Genomic DNA, 17600 nt, shown 5'->3' with positions numbered 1-17600 from the left:
CAAGCGGGCAATGCCCTACAGATTTGCCAAGACAAATTCCAACAGGAGATTTTCAAGATGTCTGATGGCCCGACCTACGGTTTCGACACATTGCAAATTCACGCGGGCGCCCGCCCTGACCCGGCAACCGGAGCTCGACAGACACCGATCTACCAAACGACGGCTTACGTGTTCCGAGATGCAGATCACGCCGCGGCACTGTTCAACCTGCAGGAAGTTGGGTTCATCTATTCCCGCCTGACAAACCCGACCGTTGCCGTTCTGCAGGAACGTGTCGCGACACTGGAAGGCGGCGTTGGCGCGGTTTGCTGTTCATCCGGCCACGCAGCCCAGATCATGGCGCTGTTTCCGCTAATGGGACCGGGCTGCAACGTTGTTGCCTCAACCCGTCTGTATGGCGGCACGGTCACGCAGTTCAGCCAGACCATCAAACGCTTTGGCTGGTCGGCGAAATTCGTGGACACCGACGATCTGGACGCAGTCAAGGCTGCAATCGACGACAACACCCGCGCCGTGTTTTGCGAATCCATCGCCAACCCCGGCGGCTATGTGACAGATATCCGCGCATTGGCAGATGTGGCCGATGGCGCTGGCATTCCGCTAATCGTCGACAATACCTCGGCCACACCTTATCTCTGCCGCCCTATTGAACATGGTGCGACGCTGGTTGTGCACTCGACCACGAAATACCTGACAGGCAATGGCACCGTAACGGGCGGCTGCATCGTGGATTCGGGCAAGTTCGACTGGTCGGCGAATGACAAGTTCCCTTCCCTCAGCCAACCGGAACAGGCCTATCATGGGTTGAAGTTCCATGAGACCTTTGGGCCGTTGGCCTTCACCTTCCACGGCATTGCCATCGGCCTGCGCGATCTGGGCATGACAATGAACCCACAAGCGGCTCATTACACACTGATGGGGATTGAAACCCTGTCCCTGCGGATGGAGCGTCACGTCGAAAACGCGCAAAAGCTCGCTGCGTGGCTCGAAGCGGATGATCGGGTGGAATATGTGACCTATGCGGGTCTGCCCTCGTCACCCTATCAGGACAGGGTCAAAAAACACTACCCACGGGGCGCTGGGGCTTTGTTCACATTCGCGGTCAGGGGCGGATATGACGCCTGTATCAAACTGGTCAACGCTCTGGAGATCTTCAGCCATGTCGCCAACCTGGGCGATGCGCGGTCCCTGATCATCCACTCTGCCTCGACCACCCACCGGCAGTTGACGCCGGAACAGCAAGAGGCTGCGGGCGCAGGACCAAATGTGGTCCGCGTGTCCATCGGTATCGAGGACGTAAACGACCTGATTGCCGATTTGGATCAAGCACTGTCCAAAGCCAGCGCCTGACCATGACAAGGCACGAAACAAACGACCTTGGACAACCCATCGGATGGCCGGTCGATGGCGACTTTCCGCGCCCGACACCGCCTTATACACCAATGGAAGGTCGTTACTGTTCCGTTGTGCCACTGGATGTAAATCGGCAAACGCCCGGATTGTTTCGGGCGTTTGCCAACGATACGGATGGGCGAAACTGGACCTATTTGCCATACGGACCGTTTGAATGCGAAAACGACTTTTTTGAGTGGGCGCAGGCCAATTGCACGGACGCCGATCCGATGTTCCATACAGTTCTGGATCAGGACGATATCCCGGTTGGAATGGCATCTTTCCTCAGGATCCAACCCGCAGCCGGTACCATCGAGGTCGGCCACATCCATTTCTCGCCCCTTCTGCAGCGCAAACCGCAATCGACCGAGACCATGTATCTGATGATGCGCCGCGTGTTTGATGAGCTGGGGTATCGCCGCTACGAATGGAAATGTGATGCGCTGAACGCGCCATCGTGTCGCGCGGCCGAGAGGCTGGGCTTTACCTTTGAAGGCGTGTTCCGTCAGGCGACTCAATACAAAGGGCGCAACAGGGATACGGCTTGGTATTCGATTATCGACAGTGAATGGCCACGCATTCGCGAAGCGTTTGAGACCTGGTTATCCCCTGACAATTTTGATGACACGGGCCAACAGCGCCAACCGCTGAAAGCCCGCGCTGACGCTTAGGATTACTCGGAAATCTCGAATTCCATCGCGACCGTGACTGAGACCGAAATCTCTCCACCCGCAACGGGCACACCGCCTGCATCGGCCATGCTCATCTCGCGCATTGCCATCATCGGGCGAACGCCACCGGACTGTTCCGAGATCGACTGAACAGAGCCCAGTGTTACGCTAGCCGCCTGCGCCAGTTGTTCGGCCTTCGCCATGGCTTCACCTACAGCTTTTGCACGGGCCTGCGCCTCGACAGGCTTAGGGTCCTGAACACCAAAACTCAGCCCTCCGAAATCATTGGCACCGTCTTGAATGACCGCATCCATGATTTGTCCAAGGTTGTTCAGATCGCGCACACGCACAAATACCCGATTGGACGCAACAAACCCGGTGATTTCGGGCTTTTCGCCGTTTTGACCCAGACGGCCAGACCAAACGGGCGACAACGACAGGTCACGAGTCTGAACATCTCGGTCCTCAATCCCCATCTCGTCGAGGCGCGTCAATACTTGCGATACCGCATCCGACGTGGCTTGCATTGCCGCCGACGCTTCGGCGTTTTCGTTCGTCACACCCAGTGTGATTGTTGCCATATCGGGTGCAACCTGCACGGTCCCAGTGACATCAACGGTGATGCGACGTTCTTCCGCATGGGCGATTCCTGCGGCCATCGCGGCCATCAGCGCGGCCAGAAAAGCGAATGTCTTCAATGTGATCCCTCCAATTTGCGTTATCCAAACATGGGTCGGCAGGGCATTGCCATACAAGGGGAGAGTATGCCTTTTTCTTTCCCTCGGCGGGTTCCTGCTTTAATATCGGTCTGCAGACATAAAGTCGTTTGCATTGACGATGACAATTATGGTTCCTCCGGATTATGAAACCCGCCTTTGCGCTGTCTTTTTCGGCCACCGGAATATCCCTTAAGCATCAATCGGATGACGATTGGTTCGATATTGGCGTTGTGCCGCTGGATGCCCCGGACCTGACCGAACAGGTGCAGGCCTTGCGGGACAAAGGGTTTGCGCTGGAAAACGACCTGAGTTGCAAGGTGATCATTCCATCAGATCAGGTTCGATATCTGTCTGTCTCGACCGAGGGTTTGACTGCCGAAGACATCGAGCAAAAAGTGCACGATGCGCTGACCGAGGCAACGCCTTACGAAATTTCAGAGCTGTCCTTTGACACTGCCCTCCGGGGGACAACAACTTACGTGGCAGCGGTTGCGCATCAAACATTGGAAGAAGCACGGAGCTTTACCACGGATCACGGGTTTATCCCCGTTCGATTCAGTGCGGAACCAAGTGAAGACGAGTTCCCGCAGGAACCATATTTCGACTTGGACATCGATGCTGCATCGGCGTCGACAGAAACAGCTGTAACGCCCCTCCCGGATGTCGATGAACAGACCAAGGAGCCGGAACCAACCCTTTCTGACGAGGCCGTAGAAACGACCGAAACAACGAGTGGGCCCCCGCCTGAACCCGATGAAGAGCCTAAGACACCCGAACCGGTTCTCTCTGAAGATGACGATGAGCCCGAACCAACTGTACATGCGATCGCACATACAGCCGCGCCGGACATGTTTCGGTCTCCCGAACCTGCTAATACGACCGTAGGTGATAGTCGCCGGATGATACCGGCGGAGGCGAAGCGCTTTGCGCTGCCCGCAATTGCTGCGTTGATCTTTGTCGGGGTTTCTGTCGGCGCATGGTCTTTGCTGGGATCACGCACCGACAGCGATCTGGGTGAAATCGAAACAGTGGAATCTGACGCGACGCCGACAGAGCCCGAGATTACGGCAGAGGTGACGCCAGAAGAAGCTGAACCAAACTCTCAGGTCGCCGTTGCCGACCAGCCCGAAACCACAAATCCGGAACCCGCGACAGAAGAGAGCATTCCAGCCCCTGAAGGCAACGAAACGGCTGTTGATATTCCAACCATCGAACAACCGGAACTGACCCCCACTGACGCCGCCATTCTGGAAGCCTTGAAGGTTCAGCCAACCCCTGTCGAAGAGATTGAACGCGACCCAGAAGCGCAGGAAGACCTTGAAACACTCACAGGGCTGAACCTGTCGCCACCAACGCCGCTTATCGAACCGACACAGGTTGAACCTGACGATCTGTACCTGGCCTCGATCGACAAGTCTGACCTGTCCAGTGACGCGATTGCCTTGCCCCCAGCTGAAAGTTTCGACACAGATCAGCCTTTTGATCAGACCGCGCTGCCCAGCATCGCTGGCACGCGTTTTGATCTGGACGGGCGCGGCCTTGTCACACCAACGCCGGACGGCACCCTAAACCCGGATGGGATCTTGGTGTACCAGGGCCGCCCATCGTCGGTTCCCCCGGAAGTTCCGGTACGCTTCGAAGAAGAGCCGGTTGTTGAAGACACCGAATCTCGTCTGGCCCGGCTGCGCCCGCAGCCACGCCCCAGCGATCTGGTGGAACAGTTTGAGCGGGAACAGCTGGGTGGTCGATCTCTGGAAGAGCTTGCAGTTTTACGCCCGAAACTCCGCCCCAAGTCGCTGCAGGATGAAGTCCAGGTGGACCAGACACCCACCGCATTAGCCGTTGTTCGTGTGCCTAGGCCGAAAACACGCCCCGCTGGAATAGCGGCAATCGTTGCCAGCGCGACAAAGCCCAGCCCGTCCAACCTCGGCTCGACAGCTGCGGTTGATCAAAACAGCAGTGCTGTAGCTCCGGTTCAGCCCAAGACAGTTTCGCCTAAGATTCCGACCACCGCCTCAGTCGCGCGGCAGGCCACAATAGACAGGGCGATCAACCTGCGCAGGCTGAATCTGATCGGTGTCTACGGCACGCCTGCCAACCGGCGGGCGTTGGTGCGCTTGCCCAGTGGGCGTTACAAAAAGCTGAAGGTCGGGGACAGGATCGACGGCGGCCGCGTGGTTGCGATCGGCGACAGTGAGTTGAGGTACCAGAAAAAAGGCCGCAACGTCACCATAACGATGCCCCGTGGCTGAGCCGAGCCGACAGAAGATTATCGAAGGCTATGAACAGGCTGCAGCTGAGCTGATACCGGTTTATGAAAACCTTTCACCTGAAACCGTCCTGGCACCCGTGCTCGACTATCTGCCCGAAACAGGGGCCGATGTTTTGGATGTCGGCGCGGGTCCTGGCACAGTAGCAGCGTGGCTCGCCTCACGTGGAAACCACGTGACAGCGATCGAGCCAGTTTCAGGGTTTCGGACATATGGTCAGAAGACGTATCAACACCTGAATATTTCCTGGCATGAGGCGTACCTGCCCGAGCTCATCAATTCTGGTCCATGGCGTCGGTGTTTCGACATTGCGTTGGCCATCGGTGTTTTGCACCACTTAACTCCGCAAGACCAAGACCGCGCTATTCACATGCTTTCATCCTGTCTCAAACCTTATGGGCGTTTGATTCTGTTGCTACGCCACGGCCCCTGTCCAGAGGATAGACCCGGTTTTGAGATACCCGTCGATAAGGTCCTGCACAGCGCAGACTGTGCGGGGCTGCAAGTTGAATACACTTCCCACAAAGCTTCCATTCAAGATGGAAACCGGCGCGCCGGGGTCACCTGGACCTGGTTGGTTTTGAGCGCGCCGGGAGTGGTGTCTTAAGCCGCCGAGATTTCTCCGCTTTCGATCTGTTCGCGTTCGATGGATTCGAACAAGGCTTTGAAATTCCCTTCCCCAAAGCCATCATCGCCTTTGCGCTGAATGAACTCGAAGAAGATCGGGCCAATGACTGTTTTTGAGAATATCTGCAATAGGATGCGCGTCTCACCGCCATCCACGACACCTTCACCATCAATCAGGATGCCGTGCTTCATCATGCGGTCCAGCGGCTCGGTATGGTCGGTCACACGTTCTGTGGACAGATCATAGTAGGCTTTGTTTGGTCCGGGCATGAATTTCAGCCCGTTGTCTGCAATCGCGTCGGTGGATGCGTAGATATCCTCGCTGCCAACTGCGATATGCTGAATCCCTTCGCCCTTGTATTTCTTGAGGTATGCCACGATCTGGCCTGTTTCACCGCGATCCTCGTTGATCGGGATACGGATACGACCACATGGCGAGGTCAGCGCGCGGCTTAAAAGCCCGGTGAACTTGCCCTGAATGTCGAAGAAACGGATTTCACGGAAGTTGAACAGGTCGCCGTAGAACCTGAACCATTTGTCCATGTTTCCCTTGAAGACATTATGCGTCAGGTGATCGAGGTAATAAAAGCCCTCGCCGCGTGGTTTTGACTGCTGAATCCACTCGAATTCCTGATTGTAGGGCGATGTGTCGTAGTACTGATCAATGAAATACAGCAACGACCCTCCAATCCCTTTGATTGCAGGCACATCCATTGTCTTGCCTGCGCCTTCATAAGGTTCTGCGCCCTTGGAAACGGCGTGTTCAAATGCCTTTTGTGCGTCGACAACCCGCCAGCCCATCGATGGTGCGCAGGGCCCATGTTCAGCGACAAATTTATCGGCGAAGCTATCAGGATCTGCGTTCAGGATATAGGTGATATCGCCTTGCTGCCAAAGTTCGATTGCAGGTTTATCCTTGTGACGGGCAGCCAGTTCGAACCCCATCTTTGCAAACAGATCGCGCAGCTCTTGCGGCTCGGGGTGGGCAAATTCGACGAACTCAAACCCATCGGTTCCGGCTGGGTTTTCTTCGCTGATAACAGATTTCGGGGCGTTGTGTGGGAAAGGACCCATGGTATGTCTCCTCGGGAAACAGGAATTTCTTTGCTGATTCAAAAATACGCCTTATCCAACGCTGTTTCTGCGCATTGTTTTCGTGTAACCTATGGATAAATGCGTGAATTGCGCATAAAGTAAGAAAAAACTGGGATAACCCCGCATATGCTGGATGCAACAGATACGCGCCTTCTATCTGCCCTTCAAAAGGATGCTCATCTGACCGCGCATCAATTGGGTGAAATGCTGAACCTGTCGCCCAGCCAGGCAGGACGGCGCAGACAGCGATTGGAAGCAGAAGGGTACATCACGGGCTATGCCGCCCGACTGGATCCGCTGAAACTGGGATTGCAGGTGCAAGGGTTCATTCAGGTCCATCTGGGCACGCATGGGCCGGAACAATCCTCCAGTTTCGCCCGTATGGTCGAAACCCGCCCAGAAATCACAAGCGCCTGGACGATGACGGGTGAGGCAGATTACCTGCTGCATGTCTATTGCGACGATCTATCCGGCCTGAACAGCTTGCTTCATCAGGTTATCCTGCCGCATCCTGCGGTTGCACGGGTTCAAAGCCAGATCGTAATGGACCAACTCAAACGCGACGCGCCCCTGCCGACCTGAGCAGCGCAAGAGGACGAACATGGACGATTTCCTTTACCAGGCTTCAATCTATCTGGCTGCAGCTGTAATCGCAGTTCCCCTCTCCGCGCGTTTGGGATTGGGGTCGGTACTCGGCTATCTGGCCGCCGGTATCATCATAGGGCCGGTGTTCGGTCTGGTCGGCGCCGAAACCGAAAACCTCCAGCACGTGGCGGAATTTGGCGTCGTAATGATGCTGTTTCTCATCGGGCTCGAGTTGGAACCACGTGCCCTTTGGGATATGCGAGACAGGCTATTAGGTTTAGGAGGTCTGCAGGTATTGCTGTCCACCGCAGTCATTGCAGGCGTGGCCATTTATGCCAATCACCCTTGGTCAGTCGCATTGGCTGTGGGGTTGACCTTATCCCTGTCCTCGACGGCCATCGTCCTTCAAACCCTGTCCGAAAAGGGCCTGATGCAAACCAATGGCGGCAGGGCCACGTTTTCCGTGTTGTTAACGCAAGACATCGCGGTCATTCCCATTTTGGCCATGCTGCCTTTATTGGCCCTGCCCGCCATGCCACATATCGAGGCCGATGGTTCGATAGATCGCGGCACAGACGATCTGCACGCTGCGGGGCATCACAGCTTGTCGCTGGTCGAAGGTTTGCCGGGTTGGGCGGTGACACTGGTGACTATTGGGGCCGTGGCCTTTGTTATTCTCGCGGGTATCTACCTGACCCGGCCCCTGTTCCGCTTCATCCACGCAACCCGGTTGCGTGAGATGTATACAGCGCTGGCCCTGATGATCGTGGTCGGCATTTCGTTTTTGATGACGCTTGTGGGACTGTCGCCCGCGTTGGGCGCCTTTCTGGCGGGGGTCGTGCTGGCCAGTTCAGAATTCAGGCACGAGATGGAGAGTGACCTTGAGCCTTTCAAAGGTCTGTTCCTGGGTCTTTTCTTTATCACCGTCGGGGCCGGGATAGATGTGGCTTACTTCTTTGACGATCCGCTCGATTTGATTGGCTTGGCGCTACTGGTCATTCTGGCCAAGGGGATCATCCTTTATGTCGTGGGCAAAGCCTTCAAGCTAAAGGGACGGGATCATTGGCTGTTCACGCTGGGTCTGGCACAAGCGGGTGAGTTTGGTTTTGTGTTGCTGGCCTTTTCGGCGCAGCAGAATGTCATCCCGCCCGATCTATCGCAAAAGCTGTTGATGATCATCGCCCTGACGATGCTGATCACACCGCTTCTGTTCATCATCTACGACCTCCTGTCCCGCAAAATCGGCGACACAAAGGCGGAACTGGAACCTGACGAGATCGATGAAAAGGGACCCGTCATCATTGCCGGCATCGGGCGGTTTGGGCAAATCGTAAACCGACTGGTCCGCGCCAGTGGCTTCAAGACAGTTGTTCTGGATCACGACATCGAAACCATCCAGCTGATGCGCCGGTTCGGCGTCAAAGGCTTTCTGGGCGACCCGACCCGACCCGAGCTTTTGCGCGCAGCGGGATTGGAGAAGGCATCTGTTCTGGTTGCCGCGATGGATGATCGCAAAGAAGTCACACGGCTCGTCGCATATGCAAGGCGCCAACGACCGGATCTCCACATCATTGCACGGGCACGCGATCGCACCCATGTGTATGAGCTGTATCAGGCCGGAGCCAGCGACATCGTGCGCGAGATGTTCGACAGCTCCTTACGCGCTGGTCGCTATGTGCTTGAGAACATTGGCCTCAGCGAATACGAGGCGGCACAGGCAGAGCAGACGTTTTATCACCACGACAGGACATCCGTACGCCAGCTGGCTGAACTGTGGGTCCCCGGCAAGCCAACGGCCGAGAATAAACCGTATATTGAGCGCGCGCGGCAGCTAGAAAAAGACCTGGAGACGGCGCTGCTGGAATTGGCGGAGGAACATGCCAAGAAATCTGCCTGACCACTGCCCGAGGCTGCGATCAGGCGATTTGGTCAACCGTCAGTGACGCCTGCCTCAGCGAACGTCGCCATGCCGGAATGGCAGGTGACCGCGCTTTTGAGGATGTTGATCGCCAAGGCGCCACCTGACCCCTCGCCCAGGCGCAGGCCAAGGCTAAGCAAGGGGGCTTTGCCAATTTTTGCCAGAACGGCCCCATGCGCACTTTCAGCACTTTGATGACCCGCCACGGCATGATCCAGCGCGCCGGGTGACATTTGGGCCAGACATGCGGCGGCTGCCGAGCAGATGAACCCATCCAGAATGACCGGGATGCGCAAAACACGGGCGGCCGCAATGGCACCGGCCATCGCTGCGATTTCACGCCCGCCCAGGCACCGCAGGACTTCCAGCCCGTCATCTGTTGCATGCAGGGCCACGCCCTCGGCGACGACACGCGTTTTGTTGGCAAGCCCTGCGTCATCAACGCCGGTCCCGCGCCCGGTCCAATCTGCGGCGTCACCACCAAACAAGGCGCAGGCAATCGCAGCGGCCGGTGTGGTGTTCCCAATGCCCATCTCGCCCACGACAAGCAAATCTGCCTGCGGATCAACCGCCTGCCAACCGGTCTGCAGGGCCCACAACACTTCTGCTTCGGTCATGGCCGGTGACTGGGTGAAATCCGCGGTCGGATGTTCCAGATCCAGCGCATGCACATCCATTTTTGCGCCCGCTGACTTGGCCAGCTGGTTGATCGCGGCACCGCCATGTTCAAAGTTCATCACCATCTGCACGGTGACTTCGGGCGGAAAGGCCGAAACACCCTGCGCTGTGACACCGTGGTTGCCTGCAAACACGATGACTTGCGGCGCAGCGATTTGCGGCCGGGCATCCGCACGCCACCCTGCATACCAGATCGCCAGATCTTCGAGCCGTCCCAACGCACCCGGTGGTTTCGTCAATTGCCCATTACGCTCAGTTGCGCCCTGTACCGCGGCACTATCGGGACCCGGCGCGCTGGTCAACGCGTCGCGGAAAGTCTTCAAATCATTAAGTTCGGGCAGCATCAAAGCCTCATTGCATCAGAGTGGTCCTGTGTGTTTAACCGAAGCATTCGATCCAACAAGACCCTGAAAGGCGCGGGAGTGCATAAAAACGACACCAAACCCTTCTTACTTTGGGATGTTCCGCTGGCGCTGGTGCTTTTGACGCGCCTGCCCCTGCCCCGTTTACCTGACACTGTATTTGCTAGGCAGGCACAGGCCGCGTGGGCCTTCCCCTTGGTCGGGTTGGTGGTTGGTCTGTTAGCCTGCTGCACTGGCTCGGTTGCACTGTCAGCAGGCCTGCCACCGCTCGCCAGCGCCGGGTTGGTTGTCGCGGTTCTGATCTGCATCACCGGAGCAATGCACGAAGACGGGTTGGCAGACTCATTTGATGGGCTCTGGGGCGGATTCACGCCTGAACGGCGTATGGAGATCATGAGAGACAGCCACATCGGTACTTACGGCGTGCTGGCCTTGTTGTTATCCCAGCTTATTCGCGTATCCGCGATTGCCGCATTGTTAACGTCTGGTGCCGTTTGGACGATACTCGCCGCGTGCGTGTTTTCGCGTGCGACCATGCCGGTTTTGATGAAAGTTCTGCCAAACGCGCGGCAATCAGGTCTGAGCCACTCAGTTGGCATCCCTGGCTTCTGTTCAGTCTTCACTTCAATGGGTTTGGCGGCTTTGATTGCTCTCTTGTCGATCGGAGCACACGCAGTAATTCCAGCCATATGCGCCGGATTAATTGTCGGCGTTATAGCCTTGGTTGCAAAGGCAAAAATAGGCGGTCAAACCGGAGACATCCTAGGCGCCGCGCAGCAATTGGCCGAGATCACGTTCTTACTGGCGCTAACTGCGCAGCTTTAACCCTGCCAAAGCCGGAGAAATCACACAGCCTTGAGGCACACCACGAAAAAGACCGCCCCAATCAGGAGCGGCCTTTCTTAACTGTCATTGCCAAAAAGTCAGGCAGCAGCAGCGCGTGATGTCAGAACTTCATCCACCTGTTTGGCGGCAGACATCTCACCGGCGCCCGAAACGGCGGCCACTTCGCGGGTCAAACGCTCCAACGCAGCTTCGTAAAGCTGACGCTCGGAATAGCTTTGTTCGCGCTGATCGTCGGTACGATGCAAATCGCGGACCACCTCGGCGATCGAAATCAGATCACCCGAGTTGATTTTCTGTTCGTATTCCTGCGCGCGGCGCGACCACATGGCGCGTTTGACCTTAGCCTTGCCTTTCAGCGTTTTCATCGCCTGACTGATCACGTCCGGCGAGCTGAGTGAGCGCAGTCCGGATTCGGTGACCTTGTTTGTCGGCACCCGCAGGGTCATTTTGTCTTTCTCAAAGGAGATGACGAACAGCTCGAGCGAGAAACCCGCGACATCCTGTTCTTCGATCGAAATGATCTGGCCCACACCATGAGCGGGGTAGACAACATAGTCGTTCGGGCGGAACTCAAGCTTTTTCGACTTTGTCATTCAGTTTTTTTCCTTGGTTGCAGATCGGGACGCAAGCGACAAAAAAACCACATGCGGGGACTGTTTCAGCCCCGACAGGCGGCAATTGTATCATAAATTCAAGACTCCAAAGCGAGCATACTTACGGAGTTCATCCCAATCTCAGTCATCATGTAAGGACAGAGTATATCACAGAATTGCGGCACCCGAAAGTTGACCTAGGGACAATTGTCAGTATTTAGCCTGTTTTCAACAGGCTAGGTCACAAATCGGCTAGTTTCGGACCGAGCGCGTGCTGCGAATCGTTTATCCACCTTCACCCGGTGCTTCAGAGAAATACTTGTCCATCTTGCCTTCTTCGCCGTCACGCTCTTCGGCGTCTGGCAAAGGGTCTTTCTTGGTTACGATCACCGGCCATTGTTCCGAGAATTTGCGGTTGAACTCGACCCATTGTTCCATACCCGGTTCGGTATCCGGGCGGATCGCATCAGCGGGACACTCTGGTTCACATACACCGCAGTCAATGCATTCGTCCGGGTGAATCACCAAAGTATTCTCACCTTCATAGAAACAGTCCACCGGGCACACTTCGACACAATCGGTGTATTTGCAGGCGATGCAATTCTCGGTGACAACATAAGTCATGGTCGGTTTCCTGTTAGCGGCTTGACCGTGTAGCTAGTTCAGTCTGAGGCCGTCTTCAAGATCAGATCAGCCGTCGGGCATGCGAGAAAGATCAATTGCCCGCCGATCTTTCTTGGTCGGGCGACCTTTTCCTTCAAAACCCGGGTTTTTAGCTGGTGCGTCCTGTTTTTCGGTCAAATCCGCATACAGCGTTTGCGCTTCAGGTGCCGGGCCGCGCCGCGTGCCCAGGGCCTCGACACGCACGACCCGAACGATGCGGCCCTGTGAAAAAGTCAACACGTCCCCGGGTGACACAGATAGCGCCGGTTTCAACACGCGGTTTCCATTCACGCGCACATGACCGCCGCTGACCTGCTTGGCGGCCAGGCTACGGGTCTTGAAGAACCGTGCCTGCCACAGCCATTTATCAATCCGCAGCTTGGCCTGAGCCTGGGACATTCGGACTAGTTGCCGTCCTTCAAACCCATCAACGCAGCAGCGAAGGGGTTGTCTGGATCAATGGCCTTCTCTTTTTTCGCAGGCCGCGAAGAGAAGGTTTTGGCCCCTTGCGGCTTGCCACCTTTCTTGCTCTGCGGTTTACCGCGGCCGTCCTGAGGTTTGCCGCGCGGCTTGCCTTTGCCCTGCCCCTGCTTTTGGTCGCGACGCGGCGCCCGGTTAGCCGGACGCTGACGCCCCCAGGTAAAGGTGTAGAACACTTCAACCTCAGGTTCGTCCGCTGCTGGTGCCTCGGCGCTTTCGGTGGCCTCGGCTGGGGCCTCGGCGGGTGCAGCGACCGTTTCCGATTCGGCGTCAGATGACGTGGCCTCTTCGACGGCGGGCTGCTCGGGCGCTTCTGCAGCAGGCTCAGCAGGGGCGACCTCTGGTGCTTCCGGGGCAGTTTCGGCTGGCGCTGGTTTCACTTTTTGGCGTTCGCCTTGCTCGGCTTTGTAGCCAAGGCCCTGCATAAGGTCGGCAAACTGCTCAAGCGTCATACCGGTGATCGACAGCATATCGGGTTTGGCTTCAAACCCGCCACGGCTGTCTTCGGCGCGCAACATATCGGCTAGACGCTCCAGCATGTCGATGCGGATCGAACGCTCGCCTGCATTGCGATATCCACACATCGTATCATAGCCTTCAGGCGCCCCTTGCGCGACCGGCACAGTAACCAGACCCGGAGGCGGCGCTTCCGGGAATTCCTGCAATCCACCCGCCAGAGCCCAAAGAACCAGACGCAACCGCGTCGGTGCGGGCTTCAAGAGCAATGGCATAAAGATGGTGAACTGACCAAAGCGGATGCCGTGCTTGCGCAGCGCGCCGCGGGCATCCTGATCCAGGTCTTTGACCTCTTGCGCGACACCGGCCCGGGGCAGCACGCCCAAGCCTTCGACCATGCGGAAGGCAAAACCCTTGGCAAGGCCCGACAGCTCTTCATCGCGTGACAGGTTCAGCAACGGCTCGAACAGGGCCGCGACTTTGCGATCAATGAAATGCTGCAGGCGGCGCTGGACCTTTTGTTCAACGTCGGGGCCTGCGGCCTCGTCCACAAAGACCTCAACCACGGGCTTAAGGGGCTCGGCACCGGTGACGAGCTTGCCAACGGCGTATTCGCCCCACATGAGGCCGCCCTGTTCGGTGAAATCAATTTCTGTATCGGGCGCATTGTAGAAGCGATCGGCACGCAGATGGAATTGCGGCGCGAGAGCTTGCAGAGAGGCTGACTTGAGGGCTTTTGCCTCAGCTCCCTGCGCGCTTTTGTCCGGGCTAAACCGGAACCCTTCCAAACGACCGACGAATTCGCCTTCGACGGTCACTTCACCCTTGTCATTTACTTCGGCCAAAAGGGCCTCCTTCTGTTTGAGCCGGCGCAATAATACGGATGTGCGCCGATCCACAAATCTTTGAGTCAAACGTTCGTGCAGAGCGTCTGACACTTTGTCTTCTACAGCGCGCGTTTCGGCACGCCAATGGGATTCGTCACGCACCCAACTGTTTCGTTGCGCAACATAAGTCCAGGTGCGGATATACGCCAATCTTTTGGACAAGGCATCGATATCACCGTCGGTCCGATCGATCCGGCGGATTTGCCGCGCCATGAACTCATCCGGAATCGCGCCACGTTCGTGCAGGTGGCCAAAGATCACCTCAAGCAAGCCAGCATGCTCGGCATGGCTGATTCCTCGAAAATCCGGGATTCGACACACATCCCATAGCAGACGGACGGATGGCCCATCGCTGGCACGGGCCGCAACCTCGGTTTCGGCCGACAGGGATTTCAAAACGTTCAGGTCATCGGCTGGGCGGGCTTTGATCAGGTGCTCGCTATCGGGCGCGACCTCAAGCGAGTTGATCAGGGCATCGACAGATCCGAACTGCAAAGCGGCATTTCGCCAGTTCAGCTTTTTGATCGGCGTGAATCGGCTGTCCATGATGGCCTGGGCAACACCTTCATCCAATGGCGGAGCCTCACCCGTCACACCAAACGTGCCGTCCGACATGCCACGGCCTGCCCGCCCGGCGATCTGGGCCAATTCGTTTGGTGCCAGTGGTCGCATCCGCCGCCCGTCAAACTTGGACAATGCTGAAAACGCAACATGGTTCACATCCAGATTCAGACCCATTCCGATGGCGTCGGTGGCTACCAGATAGTCGACTTCACCGTTTTGATAGAGGTCCACCTGCGCATTTCGTGTACGCGGGCTGAGCGCGCCCATGACCACGGCCGCACCCCCTTTTTGGCGGCGCAACAGCTCGGCAATCGCATAAACATTTTCGACCGAGAACCCGACAATTGCGCTGCGCGATGGCATGCGACTGATTTTCTTTGACCCGGAGTAAACCAGCTGAGACATCCGTTCCCGGCGATTATACTGCGCCTCGGGCACAAGTGCCGCGATGGGACCGCGCATAGAGTCGGCGCCTAAAAAGAGCGTCTCGTTGGTTCCACGCGCACGCAGCAGACGGTCGGTGAAGACGTGCCCCCGCTCTGGGTCGGCACATAGCTGAATTTCGTCGATAGCGACAAAATCTGTGCCCATGCCTTCAGGCATCGCCTCGACAGTGCACACCCAATACTGGGCCCGGGGCGGCACAATGCGTTCCTCTCCGGTGACCAATGCCACAACGGATGGTCCGCGAATCGCGACGATTTTGTCGTAGACCTCACGCGCCAGCAGCCGCAGCGGCAAACCAATCACACCGGTACGGTAGCCCAGCATCCGCTCGATCGCGTAGTGGGTTTTGCCTGTGTTTGTCGGGCCGAGGACGGCCACGATTCGGGATGACCCGTTCACCTTTGCCCCCTGCCCTGGACCTTAGAGCGCCTTGCCTTCAATCTGAGGCTTTAGGCGATTCACGGCATTGGTTACTTCTTCATGATGGGGATGTATAGCCAAAGCGCGAGAGTACGCGTCATAGGCTTTTTCAGGTTGCTCCAGAACCTCAAAAATAAGGCCAAGGCCATAGATGGCTTCGTAGTTCTTGGGGTTCAATGTCAGAGCGTACTCCAGATCGGCAGCCGCCATCCCAAACCGCTCGATCCCGAAAAAGGCTGATGCTCGCAGATGCCAGCCTTCCGCGAACTCAGGTGCATGATCGGTCAGCGCCGTCAGATGTTCGATGGCAACGTCCACATCACCATTGTCCAGTGCTTCGCGCCCACGCTCCAACAACAGATCGGCCGACGCAGACCCTGATTGCGACCAGAGCGCCTGCAATTGACGGTCGATTCCGGTGGCCTGTTCCGGCGTTGCCAAGATCAGTTGTTGCAACAACGCGTCCTCGTCACGCGAATCGGCTTGTTGCGCAATGCAACTGGTGGAAAACATGACTAGTGCTGCAAGTGCCGCAACGGTACCTTTGAGATTGTTGATTGCAATGCCCATAACAATGCTCAGTGTAGCGTTGCGGCCGAAGATGTCCATTCACGGCGCATAAACAATATGAGGAAAATCATGAGCGACATTCTGGAAAAAGCCGCAGAGGTTCTGAACGAAAAACTCTCGGGCGGTGACTTTGATGCGTCCGCGAAATTTGCCATCGCCGATCAGGGCTCTATCGTTCTGGATGCAAGCGGTGCTCGGGTGAGCGATGATGATGCAGACGTAACCCTCAGTGCTGATGCTGATACGTTTGAACAGATCCTCAGCGGCGAACTGAACCCAACTGGTGCGTTCATGTCCGGCATGCTGAGTGTCGACGGAGACATGGGGATTGCCATGAAACTTGCTTCGGTGCTGGCCTGATGGAATTTTCGCCGGCCCCTTTATTTGAAGACGTGGCCGGCGGACCAGCCGGTGGCGTTGCCCATTGGCTGAAAACGACGGATGGCAAACGCATTCGCGTTGGCCATTGGTTGCCCGAGGGCGAGGCGACCGGAACCGTGATGATGTTTCCGGGCCGTACGGAATATGTCGAAAAATACGGCAGCACGGCCCGTGAGTTCGTCGAGCGTGGCTTTGCCATGCTTGGGGTGGACTGGCGCGGTCAGGGATTGGCTGATCGGCTGTTGGACGACCGGCGCGTGGGTCACATTGACCACTTCCCTGACTACCAACATGACGTGCAGGCGACCCTTGACCTGGCGACCGAGCTTAATCTGCCGCAGCCTTGGTATGTCATCGGTCACTCGATGGGCGGCGCCATCGGCCTGCGGGCGGTGATCGAGCACGATTGCTTTGCCGCTTGCGCCTTTACCGGACCCATGTGGGGAATTTTCTTCACACCGATCATGAAACCGCTCAGCCGGGTGACAGCCTATTGGGGAACGCGCCTGGGGCTTGGGGAAAAGACGCCTCCGACGACGACGCTGGAAAGCTATGTTCTGTCGCAACCGTTCGACGGGAACGTGCTGACCCGTGATCCGGCTAGATTCAAGATGATGCAGGACCAGTTGACAGCTCATCCAGAGTTGGCATTGGGCGCACCATCCAATCTTTGGTTGCGTGAGGCGCTGAATGAATGCGTCTGGCTTATGGAACAACCCGCTCCGGCGATACCTTGCCTGACATTCATGGGCGCACATGAGCAAATCGTGGATCGCAAAGCGATCCGCGCCCGCATCGCCAACTGGCCCAATGGCAAGTTGGTTGAAATTCCAAATGGAGAGCATGAGGTGCTTATGGAAGCGCCAGAAGTCCGGGGGCCGGTCTTCGATCAGCTCACCGCGCATTTTCAGGCCGCTCAATCGACCCGCGCACCAAAACCAGCAATGTCGCGTTGATCAATCACCCAAGAACTGCT

Annotated in this window: 17 protein-coding genes; 9 read left to right on the top strand and 8 right to left on the bottom strand. The window is 57.0% G+C overall.

Annotated features, from left to right (window positions below; genetic code table 11):
- Nucleotides 1–57 precede the first annotated feature (57 nt).
- Together D9K61_RS21040 and D9K61_RS21035 are read left to right on the top strand one after the other, a co-directional pair.
- Nucleotides 58–1350, top strand: coding sequence for an O-acetylhomoserine aminocarboxypropyltransferase/cysteine synthase family protein (locus tag D9K61_RS21040; RefSeq protein ID WP_120635166.1), 1293 nt, complete (start codon nt 58–60; stop codon nt 1348–1350).
- Between the two features lie 2 nt (nt 1351–1352).
- Nucleotides 1353–2063 carry a GNAT family N-acetyltransferase gene (locus D9K61_RS21035; protein ID WP_120635165.1) on the top strand — a complete coding sequence of 237 codons (711 nt, stop codon included), beginning with the start codon at nt 1353–1355 and terminating at the stop codon, nt 2061–2063.
- 2 nt (nt 2064–2065) lie between these two features.
- Here D9K61_RS21035 and D9K61_RS21030 read toward each other — a convergent pair whose 3' ends face one another.
- Entirely contained in the window at nt 2066–2761 is a 696-nt protein-coding gene (locus D9K61_RS21030; RefSeq protein WP_120635637.1) for an SIMPL domain-containing protein, read from the bottom strand.
- A gap of 164 nt (nt 2762–2925) precedes the next feature.
- Here D9K61_RS21030 and D9K61_RS21025 point away from each other — a divergent pair, with 164 nt between their 5' ends.
- Nucleotides 2926–5034 (top strand): hypothetical protein, encoded by a 2109-nt coding sequence (locus tag D9K61_RS21025; RefSeq protein WP_120635164.1) that lies wholly within the window; start codon nt 2926–2928, stop codon nt 5032–5034.
- On the top strand, nt 5027–5659 hold the full coding sequence (locus D9K61_RS21020; RefSeq protein ID WP_120635163.1) for a bifunctional 2-polyprenyl-6-hydroxyphenol methylase/3-demethylubiquinol 3-O-methyltransferase UbiG: 633 nt from the start codon (nt 5027–5029) through the stop codon (nt 5657–5659). Before D9K61_RS21025 ends, D9K61_RS21020 begins: the two co-directional genes overlap by 8 nt.
- Here the strand turns inward: D9K61_RS21020 and hppD are convergent.
- A complete protein-coding gene (gene hppD / locus D9K61_RS21015; protein ID WP_120635162.1) occupies nt 5656–6753 on the bottom strand; it encodes a 4-hydroxyphenylpyruvate dioxygenase in 1098 nt (365 codons plus the stop codon). The genes D9K61_RS21020 and hppD overlap by 4 nt on opposite strands.
- A 147-nt stretch (nt 6754–6900) precedes the next feature.
- On the opposite strand from hppD, the gene D9K61_RS21010 reads away from it, so the two are divergent.
- Nucleotides 6901–7356, top strand: coding sequence for an Lrp/AsnC family transcriptional regulator (locus tag D9K61_RS21010; protein ID WP_120635161.1), 456 nt, complete (start codon nt 6901–6903; stop codon nt 7354–7356).
- Nucleotides 7357–7375: 19 nt separating this feature from the next.
- Nucleotides 7376–9256: a monovalent cation:proton antiporter-2 (CPA2) family protein gene (locus D9K61_RS21005; RefSeq protein WP_120635160.1), complete on the top strand. Its 1881-nt coding sequence runs from the start codon at nt 7376–7378 to the stop codon at nt 9254–9256.
- 32 nt (nt 9257–9288) lie between these two features.
- Here D9K61_RS21005 and cobT read toward each other — a convergent pair whose 3' ends face one another.
- Nucleotides 9289–10299, bottom strand: a complete 1011-nt coding sequence (gene cobT, locus D9K61_RS21000) for a nicotinate-nucleotide--dimethylbenzimidazole phosphoribosyltransferase (protein WP_120635159.1) — start codon at nt 10297–10299, stop codon at nt 9289–9291.
- 78 nt (nt 10300–10377) lie between these two features.
- Here cobT and cobS point away from each other — a divergent pair, with 78 nt between their 5' ends.
- Nucleotides 10378–11142, top strand: a complete 765-nt coding sequence (cobS, locus tag D9K61_RS20995; protein WP_120635636.1) for an adenosylcobinamide-GDP ribazoletransferase — start codon at nt 10378–10380, stop codon at nt 11140–11142.
- A 98-nt stretch (nt 11143–11240) separates the two neighbouring features.
- Here cobS and D9K61_RS20990 read toward each other — a convergent pair whose 3' ends face one another.
- From D9K61_RS20990 to D9K61_RS20970, 5 genes are all read right to left on the bottom strand, one after another.
- A complete protein-coding gene (locus tag D9K61_RS20990; RefSeq protein WP_120635158.1) occupies nt 11241–11756 on the bottom strand; it encodes a CarD family transcriptional regulator in 516 nt (171 codons plus the stop codon).
- A 285-nt stretch (nt 11757–12041) separates the two neighbouring features.
- Nucleotides 12042–12380, bottom strand: a complete 339-nt coding sequence (gene fdxA, locus D9K61_RS20985; RefSeq protein WP_120635157.1) for a ferredoxin FdxA — start codon at nt 12378–12380, stop codon at nt 12042–12044.
- Between the two features lie 66 nt (nt 12381–12446).
- Nucleotides 12447–12818 (bottom strand): RNA-binding S4 domain-containing protein, encoded by a 372-nt coding sequence (locus D9K61_RS20980; RefSeq protein WP_120635156.1) that lies wholly within the window; start codon nt 12816–12818, stop codon nt 12447–12449.
- Nucleotides 12819–12823: 5 nt separating this feature from the next.
- On the bottom strand, nt 12824–15652 hold the full coding sequence (locus tag D9K61_RS20975; protein ID WP_120635155.1) for a DEAD/DEAH box helicase: 2829 nt from the start codon (nt 15650–15652) through the stop codon (nt 12824–12826).
- 21 nt (nt 15653–15673) lie between these two features.
- Nucleotides 15674–16282, bottom strand: a complete 609-nt coding sequence (locus D9K61_RS20970; RefSeq protein ID WP_120635154.1) for a tetratricopeptide repeat protein — start codon at nt 16280–16282, stop codon at nt 15674–15676.
- A gap of 30 nt (nt 16283–16312) precedes the next feature.
- On the opposite strand from D9K61_RS20970, the gene D9K61_RS20965 reads away from it, so the two are divergent.
- Entirely contained in the window at nt 16313–16603 is a 291-nt protein-coding gene (locus tag D9K61_RS20965; protein ID WP_120635153.1) for an SCP2 sterol-binding domain-containing protein, read from the top strand.
- Entirely contained in the window at nt 16603–17580 is a 978-nt protein-coding gene (locus D9K61_RS20960) for an alpha/beta hydrolase (protein WP_120635152.1), read from the top strand. Before D9K61_RS20965 ends, D9K61_RS20960 begins: the two co-directional genes overlap by 1 nt.
- The last annotated feature ends 20 nt before the right edge of the window (nt 17581–17600 follow it).

It is taken from the genome of Ruegeria sp. EL01, from assembly GCF_900313035.1.
GTDB lineage: Bacteria > Pseudomonadota > Alphaproteobacteria > Rhodobacterales > Rhodobacteraceae > Ruegeria.
This window is presented reverse-complemented; position numbering and strand designations above follow the sequence as displayed.

What these genes read in the sequence shown, in the direction of transcription:
- D9K61_RS21040 (WP_120635166.1), top strand. Translation starts at nt 58, where the DNA reads ATGTCTGATGGCCCGACCTACGGTTTCGACACATTGCAAATTCACGCG.
- D9K61_RS21035 (WP_120635165.1), top strand. Translation starts at nt 1,353, where the DNA reads ATGACAAGGCACGAAACAAACGACCTTGGACAACCCATCGGATGGCCG.
- D9K61_RS21025 (WP_120635164.1), top strand. Translation starts at nt 2,926, where the DNA reads ATGAAACCCGCCTTTGCGCTGTCTTTTTCGGCCACCGGAATATCCCTT.
- hppD (WP_120635162.1), bottom strand. Translation starts at nt 6,753, where the DNA reads ATGGGTCCTTTCCCACACAACGCCCCGAAATCTGTTATCAGCGAAGAA.
- D9K61_RS21010 (WP_120635161.1), top strand. Translation starts at nt 6,901, where the DNA reads ATGCTGGATGCAACAGATACGCGCCTTCTATCTGCCCTTCAAAAGGAT.
- D9K61_RS21005 (WP_120635160.1), top strand. Translation starts at nt 7,376, where the DNA reads ATGGACGATTTCCTTTACCAGGCTTCAATCTATCTGGCTGCAGCTGTA.
- cobT (WP_120635159.1), bottom strand. Translation starts at nt 10,299, where the DNA reads ATGCTGCCCGAACTTAATGATTTGAAGACTTTCCGCGACGCGTTGACC.
- D9K61_RS20990 (WP_120635158.1), bottom strand. Translation starts at nt 11,756, where the DNA reads ATGACAAAGTCGAAAAAGCTTGAGTTCCGCCCGAACGACTATGTTGTC.
- fdxA (WP_120635157.1), bottom strand. Translation starts at nt 12,380, where the DNA reads ATGACTTATGTTGTCACCGAGAATTGCATCGCCTGCAAATACACCGAT.
- D9K61_RS20980 (WP_120635156.1), bottom strand. Translation starts at nt 12,818, where the DNA reads ATGTCCCAGGCTCAGGCCAAGCTGCGGATTGATAAATGGCTGTGGCAG.
- D9K61_RS20970 (WP_120635154.1), bottom strand. Translation starts at nt 16,282, where the DNA reads ATGGACATCTTCGGCCGCAACGCTACACTGAGCATTGTTATGGGCATT.
- D9K61_RS20965 (WP_120635153.1), top strand. Translation starts at nt 16,313, where the DNA reads ATGAGCGACATTCTGGAAAAAGCCGCAGAGGTTCTGAACGAAAAACTC.
- D9K61_RS20960 (WP_120635152.1), top strand. Translation starts at nt 16,603, where the DNA reads ATGGAATTTTCGCCGGCCCCTTTATTTGAAGACGTGGCCGGCGGACCA.